Source organism: Micromonospora sp. WMMA1363, assembly GCF_030345795.1.
GTDB lineage: Bacteria > Actinomycetota > Actinomycetes > Mycobacteriales > Micromonosporaceae > Micromonospora.
In genome coordinates, this window is the sequence record NZ_JAUALB010000001.1 from 4,641,018 (window position 1) to 4,659,593 (window position 18,576).

At 70.3% G+C, this 18,576-nt stretch carries 22 protein-coding genes; 14 read left to right on the forward strand and 8 right to left on the reverse strand.

The genetic code is table 11. The features are described 5' to 3' along the window. Positions 1 to 37: 37 nt before the first annotated feature. The 6 genes from pntB to QTQ03_RS21665 all read right to left on the reverse strand — a co-directional run bounded on the left by pntB (position 38) and on the right by QTQ03_RS21665 (position 5,405). On the reverse strand, positions 38 to 1,429 hold the full coding sequence (gene pntB / locus QTQ03_RS21640; protein WP_289279623.1) for a Re/Si-specific NAD(P)(+) transhydrogenase subunit beta: 1,392 nt from the start codon (positions 1,427 to 1,429) through the stop codon (positions 38 to 40). A gap of 6 nt (positions 1,430 to 1,435) precedes the next feature. Beyond that, the gene (locus QTQ03_RS30750) at positions 1,436 to 1,903 is read right to left on the reverse strand and encodes a proton-translocating transhydrogenase family protein (RefSeq protein WP_289279624.1); all 468 of its coding nucleotides are present in this window, start codon (positions 1,901 to 1,903) and stop codon (positions 1,436 to 1,438) included. Further along, positions 1,875 to 2,339 carry a hypothetical protein gene (locus QTQ03_RS21650; RefSeq protein WP_289279625.1) on the reverse strand — a complete coding sequence of 155 codons (465 nt, stop codon included), beginning with the start codon at positions 2,337 to 2,339 and terminating at the stop codon, positions 1,875 to 1,877. Before QTQ03_RS21650 ends, QTQ03_RS30750 begins: the two co-directional genes overlap by 29 nt. Continuing rightward, complete coding sequence (locus QTQ03_RS21655) at positions 2,336 to 2,950, reverse strand: hypothetical protein (protein ID WP_289279626.1); 615 nt, start codon at positions 2,948 to 2,950, stop codon at positions 2,336 to 2,338. The genes QTQ03_RS21650 and QTQ03_RS21655 overlap by 4 nt, the downstream gene beginning before the upstream one ends. A gap of 178 nt (positions 2,951 to 3,128) precedes the next feature. Continuing rightward, a complete protein-coding gene (locus QTQ03_RS21660; RefSeq protein ID WP_289279627.1) occupies positions 3,129 to 4,403 on the reverse strand; it encodes a multidrug effflux MFS transporter in 1,275 nt (424 codons plus the stop codon). 141 nt (positions 4,404 to 4,544) lie between these two features. Beyond that, complete coding sequence (locus tag QTQ03_RS21665) at positions 4,545 to 5,405, reverse strand: NAD(P)H-binding protein (RefSeq protein ID WP_289279628.1); 861 nt, start codon at positions 5,403 to 5,405, stop codon at positions 4,545 to 4,547. A gap of 77 nt (positions 5,406 to 5,482) precedes the next feature. Between QTQ03_RS21665 and QTQ03_RS21670 the strand changes: the two genes are divergently transcribed. From QTQ03_RS21670 to QTQ03_RS21680, 3 genes are all read left to right on the forward strand, one after another. After that, complete coding sequence (locus QTQ03_RS21670; RefSeq protein WP_289279629.1) at positions 5,483 to 5,917, forward strand: Rrf2 family transcriptional regulator; 435 nt, start codon at positions 5,483 to 5,485, stop codon at positions 5,915 to 5,917. A 264-nt stretch (positions 5,918 to 6,181) separates the two neighbouring features. After that, a complete protein-coding gene (gene erm / locus QTQ03_RS21675) occupies positions 6,182 to 6,964 on the forward strand; it encodes a 23S ribosomal RNA methyltransferase Erm (protein WP_289279630.1) in 783 nt (260 codons plus the stop codon). Between the two features lie 159 nt (positions 6,965 to 7,123). Continuing rightward, positions 7,124 to 7,978, forward strand: a complete 855-nt coding sequence (locus QTQ03_RS21680) for a menaquinone biosynthetic enzyme MqnA/MqnD family protein (protein WP_289279631.1) — start codon at positions 7,124 to 7,126, stop codon at positions 7,976 to 7,978. 27 nt (positions 7,979 to 8,005) lie between these two features. On the opposite strand, the gene QTQ03_RS21685 is transcribed toward QTQ03_RS21680, so the two are convergent. Together QTQ03_RS21685 and QTQ03_RS21690 are read right to left on the reverse strand one after the other, a co-directional pair. Further along, positions 8,006 to 8,947 carry a serine hydrolase family protein gene (locus tag QTQ03_RS21685; protein ID WP_289279632.1) on the reverse strand — a complete coding sequence of 314 codons (942 nt, stop codon included), beginning with the start codon at positions 8,945 to 8,947 and terminating at the stop codon, positions 8,006 to 8,008. Next, positions 8,947 to 9,903, reverse strand: a complete 957-nt coding sequence (locus tag QTQ03_RS21690) for a serine hydrolase (protein ID WP_289279633.1) — start codon at positions 9,901 to 9,903, stop codon at positions 8,947 to 8,949. The genes QTQ03_RS21685 and QTQ03_RS21690 overlap by 1 nt, the downstream gene beginning before the upstream one ends. A gap of 371 nt (positions 9,904 to 10,274) precedes the next feature. On the opposite strand from QTQ03_RS21690, the gene paaA reads away from it, so the two are divergent. The 11 genes from paaA (at position 10,275) to QTQ03_RS21740 (ending at position 18,433) form a co-directional block, all read left to right on the forward strand. Further along, positions 10,275 to 11,330 (forward strand): 1,2-phenylacetyl-CoA epoxidase subunit PaaA, encoded by a 1,056-nt coding sequence (paaA, locus tag QTQ03_RS21695; RefSeq protein ID WP_289279634.1) that lies wholly within the window; start codon positions 10,275 to 10,277, stop codon positions 11,328 to 11,330. Further along, positions 11,327 to 11,650 (forward strand): 1,2-phenylacetyl-CoA epoxidase subunit PaaB, encoded by a 324-nt coding sequence (gene paaB, locus QTQ03_RS21700; protein ID WP_289279635.1) that lies wholly within the window; start codon positions 11,327 to 11,329, stop codon positions 11,648 to 11,650. The genes paaA and paaB overlap by 4 nt, the downstream gene beginning before the upstream one ends. Before the next feature lie 73 nt (positions 11,651 to 11,723). After that, complete coding sequence (gene paaC / locus QTQ03_RS21705; RefSeq protein ID WP_289279636.1) at positions 11,724 to 12,449, forward strand: 1,2-phenylacetyl-CoA epoxidase subunit PaaC; 726 nt, start codon at positions 11,724 to 11,726, stop codon at positions 12,447 to 12,449. After that, the gene (gene paaD / locus QTQ03_RS21710) at positions 12,446 to 12,922 is read left to right on the forward strand and encodes a 1,2-phenylacetyl-CoA epoxidase subunit PaaD (RefSeq protein WP_289279637.1); all 477 of its coding nucleotides are present in this window, start codon (positions 12,446 to 12,448) and stop codon (positions 12,920 to 12,922) included. The genes paaC and paaD overlap by 4 nt, the downstream gene beginning before the upstream one ends. Continuing rightward, complete coding sequence (gene paaE, locus QTQ03_RS21715; protein WP_289279638.1) at positions 12,919 to 14,028, forward strand: 1,2-phenylacetyl-CoA epoxidase subunit PaaE; 1,110 nt, start codon at positions 12,919 to 12,921, stop codon at positions 14,026 to 14,028. Before paaD ends, paaE begins: the two co-directional genes overlap by 4 nt. Positions 14,029 to 14,055: 27 nt before the next feature. Beyond that, the gene (locus QTQ03_RS30755; protein ID WP_502889804.1) at positions 14,056 to 14,274 is read left to right on the forward strand and encodes a DUF397 domain-containing protein; all 219 of its coding nucleotides are present in this window, start codon (positions 14,056 to 14,058) and stop codon (positions 14,272 to 14,274) included. A 16-nt stretch (positions 14,275 to 14,290) separates the two neighbouring features. Then, a complete protein-coding gene (locus QTQ03_RS30760) occupies positions 14,291 to 14,377 on the forward strand; it encodes a hypothetical protein (RefSeq protein WP_502889881.1) in 87 nt (28 codons plus the stop codon). A gap of 43 nt (positions 14,378 to 14,420) precedes the next feature. Further along, positions 14,421 to 15,611 carry a cyclic dehypoxanthinyl futalosine synthase gene (gene mqnC / locus QTQ03_RS21725; protein ID WP_289279639.1) on the forward strand — a complete coding sequence of 397 codons (1,191 nt, stop codon included), beginning with the start codon at positions 14,421 to 14,423 and terminating at the stop codon, positions 15,609 to 15,611. 434 nt (positions 15,612 to 16,045) lie between these two features. After that, on the forward strand, positions 16,046 to 16,774 hold the full coding sequence (locus QTQ03_RS21730) for a demethylmenaquinone methyltransferase (protein ID WP_289279640.1): 729 nt from the start codon (positions 16,046 to 16,048) through the stop codon (positions 16,772 to 16,774). 40 nt (positions 16,775 to 16,814) lie between these two features. Further along, on the forward strand, positions 16,815 to 17,042 hold the full coding sequence (locus QTQ03_RS21735) for a hypothetical protein (RefSeq protein WP_289279641.1): 228 nt from the start codon (positions 16,815 to 16,817) through the stop codon (positions 17,040 to 17,042). A gap of 116 nt (positions 17,043 to 17,158) precedes the next feature. Next, the gene (locus tag QTQ03_RS21740; RefSeq protein WP_289279642.1) at positions 17,159 to 18,433 is read left to right on the forward strand and encodes a geranylgeranyl reductase family protein; all 1,275 of its coding nucleotides are present in this window, start codon (positions 17,159 to 17,161) and stop codon (positions 18,431 to 18,433) included. Positions 18,434 to 18,576: the final 143 nt, after the last annotated feature.

Below are 18,576 nucleotides of genomic sequence, written 5' to 3' on the forward strand. Positions count from 1 at the left end.
TCAGGTGAGGCTTCTCACCGACAGGCGGTCACCTCGCTCAGGCGGGCACCCTCGAGAGTGCACTCACGATGTCGTCGACGCGGATCTTGGCGTCGCCGAAGAGCATCTGGGAGTTCTCCCGGAAGAAGAGCGGATTCTGCACGCCGGCGTAGCCCACAGCCATCGACCGTTTGAACACCACCACGTTCTTGGCCTCCCACACCCGCAGCACCGGCATCCCGGCGATCGGTGAGCCCGGGTCCTCGGCTGCCGCCGGGTTGACCGTGTCGTTGGCGCCGATGACGAGCACGACGTCGGTATCGGCCAGACTGTCGTTGATCTCGTCCATCTCCAGGACGATGTCGTACGGCACCTTCGCCTCGGCCAGAAGCACGTTCATGTGACCGGGCAGCCGGCCAGCGACCGGGTGGATGCCGAAGCGCACGTCAACACCCTTCTCGCGCAGCAGCCGGGTCAGCTCCGCAACCGGGTACTGCGCCTGCGCCACCGCCATGCCGTAGCCGGGGGTGATCACGACGGACGAAGCCGACAGGAGCAGCTCGGCAGTGTCGTCCGCGGAGATCTCGCGGTTCTCGCCGTAGTCCTGGTCGCCCGACGGCGTGGCCTCGATCCCGAAGCCACCAGCGATCACCGAGACGAAGGAGCGGTTCATCGCCTTGCACATGAGGTAGGAAAGGTAGGCGCCGGAGGAGCCGACCAGTGCACCAGTGACGATCAGCAGGTCGTTTTCCAGCAGGAACCCCGAGGCGGCGGCTGCCCAGCCGGAGTAGCTGTTGAGCATCGAGACGACCACGGGCATGTCACCGCCGCCGATGGAGGCGACCAGGTGCCAGCCGAGCGCCAGTGCCAGCGCCGTGACTGCGATCAGCAGACCCAGCGTGGGAGTGATGACGTACCGCACCGTGAGCATCACGATGACGAGCAGTGCACCGACGTTGATGACGTGCTTGCCCGGGAGCAGCAGTGGAGCGGACTTCATCCGCGCCGAGAGCTTGAGGAAGGCGACGAGCGAGCCGGTGCAGGTGACCGCGCCGATGAAGACGCCGATGAAGACCTCGGCACGATGGATGCCGCCTGCGTGCGTGCCCCCCTCGAGGTGACCGTTCCAGCCGATCAGCACCGCGGCGAGACCGACGAAGGAATGCAGCAGCGCGATCAGCTCGGGCATGCCGGTCATCTCCACGGCCGTCGCGCGCCACAGCCCGATGACCGCGCCGACCGCGACGGCGGACCCGAGGACGATGACGGAGGTGACCGAGCCGGCGTCGGTGACCTGCAGGATCGTGGCGACGAGGGCGAGCAGCATGCCCACGACGCCGTAGAGCCACCCCTGGGAGGCGGTTTCGTGCTTGGAGAGCCCAGCGAGTGACAGGACGAAGAGGAGGGCGGCTACCAGGTACGCCGCACTGGAGATCGAGAGGATGTCCATTTCAGATCACGCCTTCTGGAACATTGCGAGCATCCGGCGAGTGACTGCGAAGCCTCCGAAGATGGTGATCGAGGTGACTGTCGTGGCGACACCGGCGAGCACCAGTACCACGTTGTCGGCCACCGTCAACTGGAGCAGCGCACCCACCACGACGATCCCCGAGATTGCGTTGGTGACCGACATCAGCGGCGTGTGCAGCGCATGGTGCACGTGCCCGATCACATAGAAGCCGACCACGACTGCCAGCGTCAGCACGGTGAATTGCTGGGTGATCTCCCCAGGCGCGAAGGCGTTGAGCAGGAAGATCGCCAGCGATCCGGTGGCGACGAGTGCCAGCTTCGCGGTCGGGGAGAGCTTCTTCTCCACCTTTCTCGCCGGCAACTCCGGCGGCGCGGCCGCAGCGGGGACCGCCGAGACCTGTACCGGTGGCGGCGGCCAGAGCACCTCACCGTGGTGGACCACGGTCGTCCGCAAGGTCCAGTGCGACCTGCCCGTTCCTCGCCGGCGTGAGCAGCTTCATCAGGTTGACCAGGTTGGTGCCGTACAGCTGCGATGACTGCGCCGGGAGGCGCGCGGGCAGGTCGGTGTAGCCGATGATCGTCACGCCGTTGTCGGTCGTGATGACCTCGTCTTTGACCGAGCCCTCGACGTTTCCACCCTGGGCGGCAGCCATGTCGACGACGACGCTCCCCGGCTTCATGGATGCGACATCGGCGGCCGTGATCAACCGCGGTGCCGGCCGTCCCGGGATCAGTGCGGTGGTGACGATGATGTCCACCTCCGCGGCCTGCTCGGAGTAGATCTCCGCAGCCCGCGTGTCGTACGCCTCGGAGGTGTCCTTCGCGTAGCCGTCGGCCGACTGCTCAACCTCGACGTCCACGGGCAGGTACTCACCACCGAGCGACTTCACACCTGGTCGGCGACTTCGGGCCGTGGATCAGTGGCACGGACGATCGCCCCCAGGGAGGCGGCCGTGCCGATCGCGGCCAGGCCCGCCACACCGGCACCGGCGACGAGCACCTTGGCCGGCGGTACCTTGCCCGCCGCGGTCACCTGCCCGGTGAAGAACCGGCCGAAATGGTGTGCCGCCTCGATCACCGCACGGTAGCCCGCGATGTTGGCCTGGCTGGAGAGAACGTCCAGCGACTGGGCCCGGGAGATGCGCGGAACCGCGTCCATCGCGAAGGCGTCAATCTTGCGCGCGGCCAGCGCCATGAGTAGATCGCCGCTGGCCGCCGGGGCGAGCGGGGCGACCAGCGTCGCGCCATCCTTGAGCCGCTCCACTTCGGGGAGCTCAGGCGCGTTCACCCGGAAGACCAGGTCAGCTCCCCACGCCTCCTCCGCCGTGCCGATCGCGGCACCGGCCTGGGCGTACGCCTCGTCGGTGATGCTCGAACCCGCACCCGCCCCGGCCTCGATCACCACCTCGTAGCCCAACCCGACCAACTGTTCGACAGTTGCGGGCGTGGCCGCGACCCGGGTCTCACCCGGCTTGGTCTCTCGGGTAACTCCGATGTGCATCCTGGACTCTTCCGTCTAGTCGTTCACAAACGATGGGTTGCCTGGCTGTGATCATGTGAGACGGGAATCTGCCTGCTCATGGTGAGCCTCCTGGTGTGGCCGGTCGCCGTGTGGACGCTGGCCTGTGGATAGGTGGCGGTCGTTGCCGTCGCTGGGAAAGGTGGTGCGGATCGGGCGGTCACCGCAGGGCGAGGTCGCCGGCACCGACCTGTTGTTGGCGGCGGCGCGCGGCGGCGGTGGGCCGTAGGAGCACGGCGAGGGTGATGGCCGCCGCGGCGGTGAGGGCGGCCATGACCGCGGCCATCGGTGTCACATCACCGGATCCGTGCACGCCCGCCAGGGGTGCGGCAAGGCCACCGAACAGGAACTGGCCGCAGCCGAGCAGCGCCGCTGCGGCGCCGGCGTGAGCGCCGTGGTTCTCCAGGGCCAGCGCGGGCGCGTTCGGTAGAACGAGCCCCACGCTCGTGACCACGACGAAGAGGGCGGCGAGTACCGGCCGTAGCCCCGCGCCGGTGAGTGCGAGGACGAGGAGAGCGACACTGCCGGAAGCTGAGCCGATCACGCCGCAGCCCAGCAGCAGCCGGGCGCTAACCCGGCGGACGAGCCGTCCGTTCGCTTGAGCCGCGGCGACGAGTCCGAAGGCGTTCACGGCGAAAACGAGGCTGTACTGCTGCGGCGACAGCCCGTAGACGTGCTGGAGCGCGAAGGGCGACCCCGAGATATAGACGAACATGGCCGCGAATACCAGCGCGTTGGTGAGCGCGTACCCCATGAGAGTGCGGTCCCTCAGCAGCCGGCCGTACACCGACCCGGTCGCTCGCAGACCCCCGGGCCGGCGGCGGTGGGCGGGATGGCTCTCCGGCAGCGCGACGAGGCAGACGACGAGGAGCACGACACACAGTGCGGTGAGCGCGGCGAAGATCTCGCGCCAGCCCGACACTCTCAGGATCTGGGCGCCCGCGAGCGGGGCGACTATCGGCGCGAGGCCCGTCACCAGCAGCAGCAGCGAGAAGTATCGGGCCGCCGCCCGCCCGGTGCGGAGGTCACGCACGTACGCGTAGGCGATGACGAGAGCGAAGGCACCGCTCACCCCCTGCAAACCCCGGAACAGGACGAGGATCTCCGCGTTCGGGGCGAGGGCGCACGAGAACCCGGCCGCCGCGTACCCGGCAAGCCCGAACAGCAGCGGTCTTCGCCTGCCGAGCGCATCGCTCATCGGCCCGGCCACGAGCTGGCCGACGGCCAGACCGACCAGGCAGGCGGTCACCGTCAGCTGGATCCTCGACGCGGAACTGTCCAGGTCCTCGGCGAGCCGGGGCAGGCCCGGCACGTACGCGTCGGTGGACAGCGGCCCGAGCGCAACGAGAAGGGCAAGGATTACCAGGACCGAGACACTCCGCGCGGGCGTTTCACCCGCGCGATCGGCAGGGTTCCTCTTCTTGTTCTTGGCCAACTCCGAATTCCTCTGTTCATGCCGGGAGGGGCAACGGGGCGATCAGACAGCGCGCGGCGCTCGGTCCGGAGCCGGGCCGCTGCCGGCCCGGCTCCGGACCTCACCGCGTCCGTCGCGCCGTCGTCCCGCCCGTCTCCGCGGTCAGGACGTCAGTGCCGTGCGGAGGACATCCGCCAGAGCCATCGGTCGACGTCCAGTCAGATCTGTGACGGTCGTACTGACGTTTGCCAGATAGCCCTCGCGCGCTGCCGCGCCGAAGGAGGTCACGAGGTCCGCGGTCTCCTCCGGGAGCCCGGCGGCCCGCAGCCCGATGACGGACGCGTCGTCGTCGATGTTCACGAGTTCGACGTCACGTCCGCCGATCTCGCCGGCGAGGGCCGCGAGATCGGCGCCGCTCAGCGCCTCGGGTCCGGTGACGTCGTACGCCAGGTTCTCGTGCCCGTCCCCGGTCAGGACCGCGGCCGCCGCCGCGGCGCAGTCTTCCCGGGCCACATACGCGGTGGCCCCGGCGCCGCTGTTGGTCACGAGCCGGCCCGAGGCGACAGCTCGCTTGACGACCGGCACCTGCAGGTGGGCGTAGAGGTTGTTGCGCAGCGCCGTCCACCGCAGGCCGCTGTCGCGCAGCGTCTGCTCCGTGCCGGCGTGGTCGGCGACCACCCGTGCGGGGTTCCCCGGCAGCGGTTCCGGCACAGAGGTGTATACGACATGTCGGACACCCGCGTCAGCCGCGGCCCGGACAGCCGCGCGCTGCTGCTCGAGACGCGCACCGACCGCATCGGTCGAGATGAGCAGCAGCCGGTCCACACCCTTGAACGCGGTGGCGAGGGTGAGTGGATCGCCGAAGTCGACCCGTCGGACATCGGCACCGCGGTCGGCCAAGTCGGCGAGCGACTCCGGGTGTCGAGTCGCGAGCACGATGTCCCGCGGACCGACGGCCTGCAGCGCGAAACGCGTGGCGGCGCGTCCCAGGGGCCCGGAGGCTCCAGTAATGGCGATCGTCATCCCTGCTCCGTTCTGTATCCACCATGGTTACGAATTCGACTGTAGCCGTGACGGTTACGAAATGGCAAGATGGGGCTATGGCTCGGTCGACCAACACCCAGTTCGCCGTGGCTGTGCACGTGCTGACCTACCTCGGGGGTGCCGCCGCAGGCCGTCCCGTGAGCTCGGGAGAGCTCTCGGAAAGCACCAACGTCAACCCGGTCCACGTGCGCCGGGTGCTCGGCCCACTACGCAACGCCGGGCTGGTGCGGTCACGCCCCGGCGTGCACGGGGGCTGGGAACTCGCCACCGACACGCGGGACATCTCACTCGCCGAGATATGGCGCCTCCTGCAGGGCGCCGACCCGGTACTCGGAATTCACGGGCCCGACCCCACCTGCACCACCGGCCGCACCGTCCAGCAGGCGCTCACCGCTCTCGATCGCACGATCGCCCATGCGATCACCACCGAACTCGAGCACCTCACGATCCACGACATCCTCACCGGACGCGCCAACGCCACACTGCCCTGACCGAGTGGTCGACGCGTCAGCCCCGCGGAATTCGGGTGCGCTGCGGTCGCCGGCGACGATACGGTGCGCCCATGGTCGACATGATCACGCTGATCAGGAGCGGGCAGGCGCCCGTCGTGCGGCTGCGCGACCGGCGTCCCGCCCTGCGGCGCATCCCCTTCTGACCTTCTGATCGGCTGCGCCCAGGGCCCTCCGCGTCCACATTTCCGGACGGCGGACGGGTCGTGATGACGCCTGTCCGCCGCAGCTGACAGGACCACCGTCATGGCGCCCTACTCCGAGTACCGCCGCGCCCGCCGCGCGTACGGACAGAACCTTCTCGCCGACCCACGGGCCATCCGCACCGTGCTGGCCGCAGCCGAGATCAAACCCGACGTCCTCGTGTACGAGGTGGGCGCCGGACGCGGCCACCTCACCACCGCGTTGCTGGACTCCGGTGCCCGCGTTGTCGCCTACGAGGTGGATCCGGCGATGTCCGCCGCGCTCCCAATCCACCCCCGGTTGCGGGTGAACGGCGACTTCCTGGCAGCCGACCCGCCCGGAGAACGGTTCGCGGTGGTCGGGAACATCCCGTACGCGCTGACCGCCGCGGTGGTCGACTGGTGCCTCACGGCCGGCTCGATGACCACGGCCACGCTGCTCGTGCAGTGGGAATACGCCCGCAAACGTACCGGCGACTACGGACGTTGGAGCCGGCTGACGATCGCCACCTGGCCGATGATCGGTTGGCGGTTGGCCGGGCGGATTCCGCGCACCGCGTTCCGGCCGGTGCCACGGGTCGACGGCGGCGTACTGCAGCTGACCCGACGGGCGGCACCACTGGTGCCGGCGAGCGCGATGTCCGCGTACGAACGGATGGTGGATGTGGGTTTCCGTGGGGTCGGAGGGTCGTTGCAGGCGTCGCTGGAAGGACGCTATCGCGGCGTGGCGAGTGCGTTCCGTGCGGCCCGGATCCCACCGGATCGCCCGGTCGGTGAGGTGTGGCCGGAACAGTGGTTGACCGTGTTCCGGCTGCTACATCGCCGCCGGACCGACTCGTTCGGCTAGAGCAGGCCGTACGTCACGGTCGACGCACAGGTCCCCTCGCCGCGTCCCTGGCGGCGCCTCGTCATGATCGGACACGGCCTCGGGTCTGGTGGCTGCGGTGTCGGCCACTCCCATCCCGCCCGGTGCGCCGGCGCAGGTCGGCGGAGATACGGTCGGAGCATGGTCGAGCACGTCGCGCGCCCCCGGGTCGGACACATTCAGTTCCTGAACTGCCTGCCGATCTACTGGGGGCTGATGCGGTCGGGTGCTCTGATCGACGTCGACCTGCACAAGGACTCGCCGGACCGGCTGAGCGCCGCCCTGGTCGCCGGTGACCTGGACATCGGCCCGATCACCCTGGTCGAATACCTGCGCCACGCCGACGACCTGCTGCTCCTGCCCGACCTGGCGGTGGGCAGCGACGGACCGGTGCTGTCGGTCAACATCGTCTCCACCCGGCCGCTGGGTGAGTTGCACCACGGGCGGCGGGTCGCGCTCGGGTCGACCTCGCGGACCGGCGTGCTGCTGGCCCGGCTGCTACTCGCCGAGCGGTACGGGGTGGATCCCGAGTACTTCCGCTGCCCGCCGGACCTGACGCAGATGCTGCTGGAGGCGGACGCGGGGGTGCTGATCGGCGATGTGGCGCTGCGCGCCCTCCACGAGGCGCCGGGACGCGGCCTCACGGTCGTCGACCTCGGGCAGGCCTGGCGCGAGTGGACCGGTCTCCCGATGGTCTTCGCCGTCTGGGCGGTACGCCGGGACTTCGCCGCCGCCCATCCGGGTCTGGTCAAGGGGGTGCACGAGGCGTTCCTGCGGTCCCGGGACCTCTGCCTGGCCGAGCTGGACCAGGTCGCCGAGGCGGCCGCGCGCTGGGAGCCGTTCGACGCGGCGACGCTGGCGACGTACTTCCGTGCGCTCGACTTCAGCCTCGGTGACCGGCAGGTGGCCGGCCTGCGCGAGTTCGCCCGCCGCGCCGCCGGTGCGGGCGCCGCCCCGAAGCTCCCCAGCGACGGTCCCGCCTTCTTCGCCGGCTGATCGGCCCGTGCGGGCCGATCAGCCGGCTCAGAGGGGTTCGGTCCGGAGCGCCTCGGCGATCTTCTGGCAGCCCTGCATGCCGTACTCGTAGCCCAAGCCGATCGGGTAGCGCAGCATGACGCCCATCGTCCAGGTGTCGCCGACGGCGAGGCAGTTGACGTGGTTCTCCTGCTCCTGGGTGCGGTCGACCCAGCCGTTCTTGATCGCGACGGTCTTCTGCTCCTCGGCCGAGAACACCTTGCGGATGCCGAAGTCGCCGGCGCCTCGGACCTGCCGCATCTCGTCGAGCAGCCAACTCGTCCACTCCGGGCCGGCCGCGCGGCCGTCGGCGATGCACGCGCCGAGGCGGGCGGTGTCGCGTGGCGACAGGTTGGTCCGGCTCCAACCGCCGTCACTGGCGACGCTGCTGTCGGTGAGTTCGCAGGTGGCGAGCAGCCGCTTGATCGAGGCGGATCGGTCGAGGCTGTTGTAGAACTGCTGGGTCCGGGTGTTGTCGCTGTCCCGGATGATCTTCGTGGCGTCGGCGAGCTTCGCATCGCTCGGGGTCTTGCCCGCCTCGGCGGTGCGGCGCAGGTAGTCGGCGACGATCCAGGACTTGATCAGCGACGCGGTGGTGCTCGTCTCGTCCATGTTGTCCGAACCGATGATCTCACCGGTGCGTCGGTCCAGCACACTCCAGGCGTACCAGCCCTCGATGTCCAGGTCGTCGAGCTCCTTCGCGGCGAAGGGCAGCGGCTCCAGCTTCGGGGAGGGGCTGGGCGACGGGCGGACCTTCCGGTCGGCCGGCGGGCCGGTTGGACGCTCGGCGGGGGCGTCAGGGGTGCCCCAGCGTGCGGCCGCCGTGGACTCGAGTGGTGAGCCGGGGAGCAGGCGTAGGGGCACCAGCACGAGCCCGATCAGGACGACCGTGACCACGGCTGTCAGGGCCTTGGGTGACAGTCCCCGCTTCGAGCGGCGGCGGGGCGCCATCAGTGCGCCTCGACCGGTTGCTGCGGCACCTTGAGGACGGCACCGGGCTGCGGCGTGACGAGCTGGGTGGTGACGCTGGCGCAGACCTGCGCGCCGTAGTCGAGCCCGCTCTGCTGTGGGTAGCGAAGCATGACCGCGAGACTCCAGTCGTCGGTGACCGCGAGACAGTTCACATGCCAGTTGCCGTCGTAGTTGAGGGGCGTCCAGCCGTTCTTGATGCTGACCGGCCCCTGGGTGGTGATCGACTCAGGGAGGCCGTCGATGATGCCCCAGCGGCCTCCGCCGGACCGCGAGTTCTGGTCCTTGGCGGCGGTGGTGCCACGGACCTTGCTCATCTCGTCCAGCAGGTATTCGGTCCACTTCGGTCCGGCGGCCGTGCCGTCGGCGATGCAGTCGCCGAGCCGCACCGCGTCCCGGGGCGACATCTGGGTGAAACTCCACCAACCCTCGTAGCCGGGCACCGTGCCGGGCTCGGTGTCGGTGAGCCCGCAGGTGCTGATCATTCGCTCAATGGCGGCGGACCTTCCGATCGCCGAGTAGAGCGCGTTTGCCGCGTCGTCGCTGCTGTCCCGGATGGCGGTGGTGATGTTCGTCTTCATCGCTGGCGGGAGCTGCTTGTCGCCGAGGCGCTTCAGGTAGTCCGCCGCGAACCAGACCTTGATCATCGACTCGGTGGAGCTCGTCGATGACAGGTTCTCCGCCCCGGAGATCGTGCCGGTCTCGCGGTCCATGAGGGCCCAGGAGATGAACTCGCCCGAGAAGTCGACCGAAACCGGCGCGGCAGCCAGCGTCGGTTTCGGCGGCGGAACTGGTGCAGGCGTCGCGACGCCCCCCACGCCACCACCGGTGTCCCCGCCGTCGCCGGCCGCTAGCCGGGCGTACACGGTGGGCACGAGTAGGGCGCTTCCGAGGAGGATCGCCACGGTGGCGAGCACCTGGGTCACGCGGGATCGCATGAGTGGGAAAGCTCCAGATGTCAGGGCCGGGGGAGGCGGTGTCTGTCCGGGCAGGTCGGCGGATCGCCGAGGCCGGGGGTGGCGGCCTCTCGGGTGATCGCCGGCTACCGGTTGCTGTGCCGGGGGAAGTCTACGTCCGGATCTGTGGTGCGCCGAGATTCGACACCTGGCAACTTGCTATGAAGACGGAGTATCACGACGGAATGTGTCGTGTGGGCGGAATGACTTTTGCCATGTGACTCACCTCACGGCACGGATGGTGACTGGACGTGTTCTTTCGGCGGCGAACGTAGGTGGTCGAAGCCCTCCACCGGGTGTCGATCCTGTGACACCCTCTAGAGTTTCGTGCGTGCAGCTGTAACACTTGGGGTATGTATGGCAATGACTTCCCCGCCGAGGACGCGTCCGGCGGACTCCTCGACGAGGTCGAGGCGGCCGAGGTGGCGTTGCGGGAGGCCGCCGAGCGGGGGCGGCGTGGCGCCGCCCCCGGCGAGGACCTGGCGACGTACTTCGCCGAGGTCATCGACGCCGACCAAAAGATCGAGCCGCGGGACTGGATGCCGGAGGCGTACCGGAAGACGCTGATCAGGCAGATCGCCCAACATGCCCATTCCGAGATCATCGGAATGCAGCCCGAGGGTAACTGGATCACCCGCGCGCCCTCGCTCAAGCGCAAGGCGATCCTGCTCGCCAAGGTGCAGGACGAGGCCGGGCACGGCCTCTACCTCTACGCCGCCGCCGAGACCCTGGGGGCCAGCCGGGACGAACTGGTCGACCTACTGCTGGCCGGCCGGCAGAAGTACAGTTCGATCTTCAACTACCCCACCCTCACCTGGGCTGACGTGGGTGCCATCGGGTGGCTGGTGGACGGCGCGGCGATCGTCAACCAGGTGCCGCTCTGTCGCTGCTCGTACGGGCCGTACGCGCGGGCGATGATCCGGGTCTGCAAGGAGGAGTCGTTCCACCAGCGGCAGGGCTACGAGATCCTGCACACCCTGGCACACGGCACCGCGACGCAGAAGGCGATGGCCCAGGACGCGGTCGACCGGTGGTGGTACCCGTCGCTGGCCATGTTCGGCCCGCCGGACGGCGAGTCCACCCACTCCGCCCAGTCCATGGCCTGGAAGATCAAGCGTTTCTCGAACGACGAGCTGCGCCAGCGCTTCGTCGACATGTGTGTGCAGCAGACCGAGGTGCTCGGCCTCACCCTGCCGGACCCCGGCCTGCGCTGGAACGAGGAGCGTCAGGCGTACGACTTCACCCAGCCCGACTACGACGAGCTGATGCGGGTGATCAAGGGCGACGGGCCGTGTAACCGGCAGCGGACGGAGCGCCGTCGCCGCGCCCACGCCGAGGGCGCCTGGGTCCGTGCGGCCGCCGCCGCCTACGCGACCAAGCAGCGGAAGAAGGAGAAGGTGGTCGCGTGAGTCGCGAGCGTGTCGAGCGAGCCGATCGGCTCGAGGCGGGCGATCCCGCGCCGCTGTGGGAGGTCTTCGTCCGGGCCCGGCGCGGGCTGTCGCACACCCACGTCGGTAGCCTCCACGCGCCCGACGCGGAGCTGGCCCTGCGTAACGCCCGGGATCTCTACACCCGCCGCCAGGAGGGGGTTTCGATCTGGGTGGTGCCGGCCGGCGCCATCACCGCATCCAGCCCGGACGAGAAGGACGCCTTCTTCGACCCGGCCGCCGACAAGGTCTACCGCCATCCCACCTTCTACGACGTGCCGGACGGGGTGGCGCACCTGTGAGTGAGCGCAGCGAGCGAACCGGCTGGCTCGGCAAAGGGGCGCGTCGCGCCGCCGAGCGGAGCGGGGTGGCGGCGTGAGCGGTCCTTTCGACTTCACCCTCCGCCTCGGCGACGACGCGCTGATCGCGGCGCAGCGGCTCGCCGAGTGGTCCACCCACGCACCGGAGATGGAGGAGGACATCGCACTGTCCAACATCGCCCTCGACCAGCTCGGCGCGGCGCGCCTGCTGCTGGCGTACGCAGGCGAGTTGGAGGGCGCCGGGCGGGGCGAGGACGAGCTGGCGTTCCTCCGCGACGACCGGGAGTTGCGGAACTGTCTCCTGGTCGAACTGCCCAACGGCGACTTCGCGGTGACCATGGCGAAGCTGCTCTTCCTGGCGGCGTACCAGCTCCCGCTCTACACGGCGCTGGCCGGCTGCGCCGACGAGCGGCTGGCGGCGATCGGCGGCAAGGCCCACAAGGAGTCGGCGTACCACCTCGACCACGCCTCGCTCTGGGTGCGACGACTCGGCGACGGCACCGAGGAGTCCCACCGGCGGATGCAGGCGGCGGTCGACGAGGTGTGGCCGTACGCCCACGAGCTGTTCACCACGGATCCGACCGCGCCGGTCGACCCGGCCAGCCTGCGGGCCGACTTCGACGCGACTGTGACGGCGGTGCTCGACGAGGCGACGTTGACGGTCCCGCAGACGTCCTGGGCCCCGGCCGGCGGCCGGGACGGAGTGCACACCGAGCACCTGTCGTACCTGCTCGCCGAGATGCAGGTGCTGCACCGCACCCACCCGGGGGCGAAGTGGTGACCACGCCCCGGGCGGCCGTCGCGGCGGTGGTGGATCCGGAGATCCGGGTGATCACCATCGACGAGCTCGGCATCCTGCGGTCGGTCGACCACGAGCCGGCCACCGGCCGGGTCGTCGTGACCATCACCCCCACCTACACCGGCTGCCCGGCGATGGACGTGATCCGCGCGGACATCCGGCGGGCGCTGGCCGCCGCCGGCCACCCCGACGTCGAGATCCAGACGATCCACAGTCCGGCCTGGAGCACCGACTGGATCTCGGCGGCCGGCCGGGCCAAGCTCGCCGCCGCGGGGATCGCCCCGCCGGCACCGGCCCGGCGCGTCGGCGCCGTGCCGGTGACCCTGGCCGTGCGCTGCCCGCGTTGCGGCTCGCCGGAGACCGAACAGATCAGCCGGTTCGGCTCCACCGCGTGCAAGGCGCTCTGGCGTTGCCGGTCCTGCTCCGAACCCTTCGACCACCTGAAGGCACTGTGACTGTCACCATCACCCGGCCGGTCCGCCGCCGTCCGGTCTTCCACCCGCTGTCCGTCGCCGCCGTGGACCGGCTCACCGCCGACTCGGTGGCGGTCACCTTCGCCGTGCCCGAGGAGCTACGCGGAACCTTCGCGTTCTCCGCCGGCCAGCACCTGACCGTGCGGCGGGTGACCGACGACGGCGCGGACGTGCGCCGGTCGTACTCGATCTGTTCCCCGCCGGCGGAACTCGCCCGGCACGGCCGGTTGCGGATCGGGGTGCGGGAGATCCCGGGTGGTGTCTTCTCCGCCTACGCCTGCGGTGTGCTGCGCGGTGGGGACACCGTCGAGGTGCTTCCGCCGCTCGGTCACTTCACCACCGCGTTCGCGGCGGACCGGGTGCGGCGCTACGGCGCGGTGGTCGCCGGCTCCGGCATCACCCCGGTGCTCGCGCTGATCGCGACGGCCCTGTCCGTGGAGCCGGCCAGCACCTTCACCCTGGTGTACGGCAACCGCACGGCGAACACCGTGATGTTCGCCGAGGAGTTGGCGGACCTGAAGGACCGGTATCCGACCCGGCTGCACCTGGTGCACGTGCTCTCCCGCGAGCAGGGCGAGTCGCCGTTGCTGTCCGGGCGGGTCGACGCCGAGCGGCTGGGCCGGCTGCTGGACACCATCGTGCCGGGCGACGCGATCGAGGAGTGGTTCCTCTGCGGCCCGTACGGGATGGTGGGCGACGCCCGGGAGGTGCTGGCCGCGCGCGGCGTGCCGGAGCAGGCGGTGCACGCTGAGCTGTTCCACGTCGACGCCCCGCCGGAGCCGGTCCGCCGCCCCGGCGACGGGCCCGGCGTCGGCACCGAGGTGACGATCCTGCTCGACGGCCGCTCCTCGACCTTCACGATGGGGCGTGCGGAACGGGTGTTGGACGCGGCGTTGAAGGTGCGCGGCGAGTTGCCCTACGCCTGTAAGGGCGGGGTCTGCTCGACCTGCCGGGCGAAGGTGGTCGACGGCGAGGTCACGATGGCCCGCAACTACGCCCTGGAGCCCGACGAGGTGGCCGCCGGATACGTGCTGACCTGCCAGTCCAGCCCGACCACCGACCGGCTCACCGTCGACTACGACGCCTGAGGGCGGCCCCCGGTTCGTCCCTGCCAGGTGGGCTGGATCACGTGGGGTGGCGGAGGCTCGCGGTCCAGTTATCCCTGCCGGCGGAGTTCGTCGTTCGGGTTGCGGCAGAACACGAGCGAAAGTGAGTGCACCGGGATCATCCCGGCCCTTCCGGCGGCCAGGTGGCGCAAGTCCGGCCGCAGCGGTACGAACGCCGACTGCGTGGAGGTCGCCGAGCTGACCCGGGCCGTGGCCGTCCGTCCGTGACTCCCCGACCGGGCCGGTGCTGGGTTTCGGGCGCCCGGCGTGGTCCGCCTTCGTCGCCGGCGTCCCGGTGCACCCCCGGTCCGTCGAGGCGGTGTCGATCTGACGTGGTCGAACCGGCCTGCGGCCGGCGACGTACGCTCGGGGGCGTGACGGTGAACCGGGAGATCGACGACATCCTGCGGCGCGGCGCGGACGGCGGGCGGATCACGCCCGAGGAGGCTCTGCTTCTCTACACGGACGCGCCCTTCCACGCGTTGGGCGAGGCGGCCGACGCGGCGCGCCGGCGGCGGTACCCGGACAACATCGTCACGTATCTGATCGACCGCAACATCAACTACACCAACGTCTGCGTGACGGCGTGCAAGTTCTGCGCGTTCTACCGGGCGCCGAAGCACAAGGAGGGGTGGACCCACCCCACCGAGGAGATCCTGCGGCGCTGTGGTGAGGCGGTCGAGCTGGGCGCCACCCAGGTGATGCTCCAGGGCGGGCACCACCCCGACTACGGGGTCGAATACTACGAGGAGCTGTTCTCCTCCGTGAAGACCGCGTACCCGCAGCTCGCCATCCACTCGATCGGCCCCAGCGAGATCCTGCACATGGCGAAGGTCTCCAGGGTGAGTCTCGACGAAGCCATCGCGCGGATCAAGGCCGCCGGCCTGGACTCGATCGCCGGCGCCGGCGCGGAGATGCTGCCCGAACGGCCGCGGAAGGCGATCGCGCCGCTGAAGGAGTCGGGCGAGCGCTGGCTGGAGGTGATGGAGCTGGCCCACCGGCAGGGCGTCGAGTCGACCGCGACGATGATGATGGGCACCGGCGAGACCGCCGCCGAGCGGATCGAGCACCTGCGGATGATCCGCGACGTGCAGGACCGGACGCGGGGTTTCCGGGCGTTCATCCCGTGGACGTACCAGCCGGAGAACAACCACCTGAAGGGCCGCACGCAGGCCACCACCCTGGAGTACCTGCGGCTGGTGGCGGTGTCCCGGCTCTTCTTCGAGACCGTGCCGCACCTGCAGGCGTCCTGGCTCACCACCGGCAAGGACGTCGGCCAGCTCGCCCTGCACCTGGGCGTCGACGACCTCGGCTCGATCATGCTGGAGGAGAATGTGATCTCTTCCGCTGGTGCGCGGCACCGCTCCAACCTGCACGAGCTGATCGGCATGATCCGCTCGGCCGACCGGATCCCGGCCCAGCGGGACACCCAGTACGAACGGCTCGCCGTGCACTGGACGCCGGCCGACGACCCGACCGACGACCGGGTGGTCTCGCACTTCTCCTCCATCGCCCTGCCGGGCGGCGGCGCGGGGATGTCGCTGCCGCTGGTCGACGTCCGCTGACCGGTCGACGCGGGTCGGTCGACGGGGGGAGCGACGGCTCCGACGAACGGGCCCTTTGTCGATCGTGCCCTCGGACGGGACGCCCGGATCTGCGTACACAAGGGGCATCTCGGTTGGTACGAACGACGCGCGTCACCCGGCCGGGGCTGCGACGGCGATCGCCGACGGGCTAACGTGCGGGTGGACTGCGAGGCGGATCGGCCGATTCCGTGACGAGGCAGGTCAGGGATGGTGTGATGGCTTCGCCGCGTCGATCGCCGGCCGACCAGGGCGGTCCGATCGCGGTGTCCTCCATCGACCCGGGAGGGTCGTTCACATAACGCACGGCAGTGGGGGCGGGATGGGTGACCATCCCGCCCCCACTGTCGCTGCCGGAAGCGTTGACCAGGGGTCCTGCCTGCGCGCCCTTCCGGGCGGCTGGCAGAGTGGGTGGGGTGAGTACGCCGCAGGGCCAGCGCGCCAGTCTGGACAAGCAGCCGCACGAGATCGCCGCGATGTTCGACGGTGTGGCGGCCCGCTACGACCGGACCAACACCGTCCTCTCCTTCGGGCGGGACCGGTTCTGGCGGTGGGCCACCCGGTCCGCGCTCGACCTGCGGCCGGGCGAGCGGGTGCTCGACGTGGGCGCCGGGACCGGCGTCTCGACCGAGGAACTGGCCAACTCGGGGGCCTACGCGGTCGGCGCCGACCTTTCCCTCGGCATGCTGTACGCCGGCAAGCGAACCCGGCCGAGGGTCCCGCTGCTGGCCGGCGACGCGCTGCGGCTGCCCTTCGCCGACGCCAGCTTCGACGCGGTGACCATCTCCTTCGCGCTGCGTAACGTCAACGACACCGACGCTGCGCTGCGCGAGCTGGCTCGGGTCACGAAGCCAGGTGGCCGGCTCGTCGTCTGCGAGTTCAGCACCCCGGTGAATCCGGCCTTCCGGACGGTCTACCTGTCGTACCTGATGCGGTCGTTGCCGGCGATGGCACGGGCGGTCGCCAGCAACCCCGACGCGTACGTCTACCTCGCCGAGTCGATCCGGGCCTGGCCGGACCAGGCGGCGCTGGCGGCGCGGATCGGCGCCGCCGGCTGGAGTCGGGTGGCCTGGCGCGACCTGACCGGCGGAGTCGTCGCGCTGCACCGCGCGGTCCGGGCGGAACCCACAAACCAGCTTTCGTGAATATCCGTATTTAGTCCATTTTGCCCCGTAGGCTCACTGCATGACGGGACTCGACCGGACGGACGGAACGGCACCCACCGACGACGACGACGCCGAACTCATCGCCCAGCTCAGGGCGCTGGCCGGCGCGGATCCCGCGGACGTGCGTCAGGTGGTGGCCGAGGTGCTGGCCGCCCTGGACCGGGCGGCCGGCGGGGCGCTGCGTGAGCACCTGCCCGCCACGATCCGGGCCGAAGCCGGTCTCGATGCCGCCGCGATGCGCCACTGAGCGGCCTGTTTCCGGCAAGTTAGGTATCCCTCACCAGGTGCCGTTGTAGCGCCGGTCATAGACTCCACACCGGTTGGCTTGTGAAGCATTTCACGAGCGTGCGGGAGGAGGCGCGGATGACCACGGTGGAGAACGATGCCGAGGTGATCGTCGTGGGCGCCGGTCCCGGTGGGTCGGCGACCGCGTACCACCTGGCTCGGCACGGCGTGCGGGTGCTGCTGCTGGAGAAGACCGAGTTCCCCCGGGAGAAGGTCTGCGGCGACGGACTGACGCCACGTGCGGTGCGGCAGCTGATCCGGATGGGTGTGGACACCTCGACCGAGGCGGGCTGGCTCCACAACCGTGGTCTGCGGGTGATCGGTGGTGGGGTTCGACTCGAACTGGACTGGCCCGACCTGGCCAGCTTCCCCAACTACGGGCTGGTGCGCACCCGACTGGATTTCGACGACCTGCTCGCCCGGCGCGCCGTGGCTGCCGGCGCCAAGCTGTGCACCAACGTGAACGTCACCGGTCCGGTCCTCGACGGCGACGGCCGGGTGGTCGGCGTCGAGGCCGAGACCGGCCCCGAGAAGGAGCCCGCCACGTTCCGCGCCCCGCTGGTGGTCGCGGCGGACGGGGTATCCGGTCGGCTCCCGCTCGCGCTGGGGCTGGCCAAGCGGGAGGACCGGCCGATCGGGGTGGCCGTCCGGCGCTACTACCGCTGCCCGGCCAAGCACGACGACGACTACCTCGAGTCCTGGTTGGAGCTGCGCAGCAAGGGCAGCGACGCGCTGCTGCCCGGGTACGGCTGGATCTTCGGGCTGGGTGACGGCCGGGTGAACGTCGGCCTGGGCGTGCTCAACTCGTCGGCGGCCTTCGGGAAGACGAACTACCGGCGGCTGCTCACCGACTGGCTCGCCAACACCCCCGAGGAGTGGGGGATGACCGACGAGACCAACGCCGAGGGACCGATCCTCGGGGCGGCGCTACCGATGGGCTTCAACCGGGTGCCGCACTACACCCGGGGAGTGATGCTCGTCGGCGATTCCGGTGGCATGGTCAACCCGTTCAACGGCGAGGGCATCGCGTACGCGATGGAGTCGGGTGAGCTGGCCGCGGAGATCGCGGTTCAGGCGCTCGCCCGGCCGGCCGGCGCGGAACGGGAACGGGCGCTGCGGGCGTACCCGACCGAGCTGAAGGCGCGGTTCGGTGGCTACTACCGGCTCGGCGGCGTGTTCGTGAAGCTGATCGGCCGTCCCGAGGTGATGCGGGCCGCCACGAGGTACGGCCTGCCGCACCCGATGCTGATGCGCTTCGTGCTCAAGCTGCTGGCCAACCTGACCGACCCGCGGGGCGGGGACGCGACGGACCGGGTCATCAACGCGATGACGAAGGTGGCGCCAACCGTGTAGCGCACGAGTGAGCGGCGAGTCGCAGCGTGGCGGCCAACGCACGCTCGGTGGAGAGGCCAGGTCCGGGTCCGCTGGCGGCCCCGGAGCGGGGACAGAGATCGACCCCCCGCCGGCAGTGGCGGGCGGGGACGTGAATAGTGTGA

Bases quoted from the DNA above. Each gene is read 5' to 3' on its own strand.
- pntB (WP_289279623.1), bottom strand. From the start codon at position 1,429: ATGGACATCCTCTCGATCTCCAGTGCGGCGTACCTGGTAGCCGCCCTC.
- QTQ03_RS21655 (WP_289279626.1), bottom strand. From the start codon at position 2,950: ATGCACATCGGAGTTACCCGAGAGACCAAGCCGGGTGAGACCCGGGTC.
- QTQ03_RS21665 (WP_289279628.1), bottom strand. From the start codon at position 5,405: ATGACGATCGCCATTACTGGAGCCTCCGGGCCCCTGGGACGCGCCGCC.
- QTQ03_RS21670 (WP_289279629.1), top strand. From the start codon at position 5,483: ATGGCTCGGTCGACCAACACCCAGTTCGCCGTGGCTGTGCACGTGCTG.
- erm (WP_289279630.1), top strand. From the start codon at position 6,182: ATGGCGCCCTACTCCGAGTACCGCCGCGCCCGCCGCGCGTACGGACAG.
- QTQ03_RS21680 (WP_289279631.1), top strand. From the start codon at position 7,124: ATGGTCGAGCACGTCGCGCGCCCCCGGGTCGGACACATTCAGTTCCTG.
- QTQ03_RS21685 (WP_289279632.1), bottom strand. From the start codon at position 8,947: ATGGCGCCCCGCCGCCGCTCGAAGCGGGGACTGTCACCCAAGGCCCTG.
- QTQ03_RS21690 (WP_289279633.1), bottom strand. From the start codon at position 9,903: ATGCGATCCCGCGTGACCCAGGTGCTCGCCACCGTGGCGATCCTCCTC.
- paaA (WP_289279634.1), top strand. From the start codon at position 10,275: ATGTATGGCAATGACTTCCCCGCCGAGGACGCGTCCGGCGGACTCCTC.
- QTQ03_RS21735 (WP_289279641.1), top strand. From the start codon at position 16,815: ATGACGGGACTCGACCGGACGGACGGAACGGCACCCACCGACGACGAC.
- QTQ03_RS21740 (WP_289279642.1), top strand. From the start codon at position 17,159: ATGACCACGGTGGAGAACGATGCCGAGGTGATCGTCGTGGGCGCCGGT.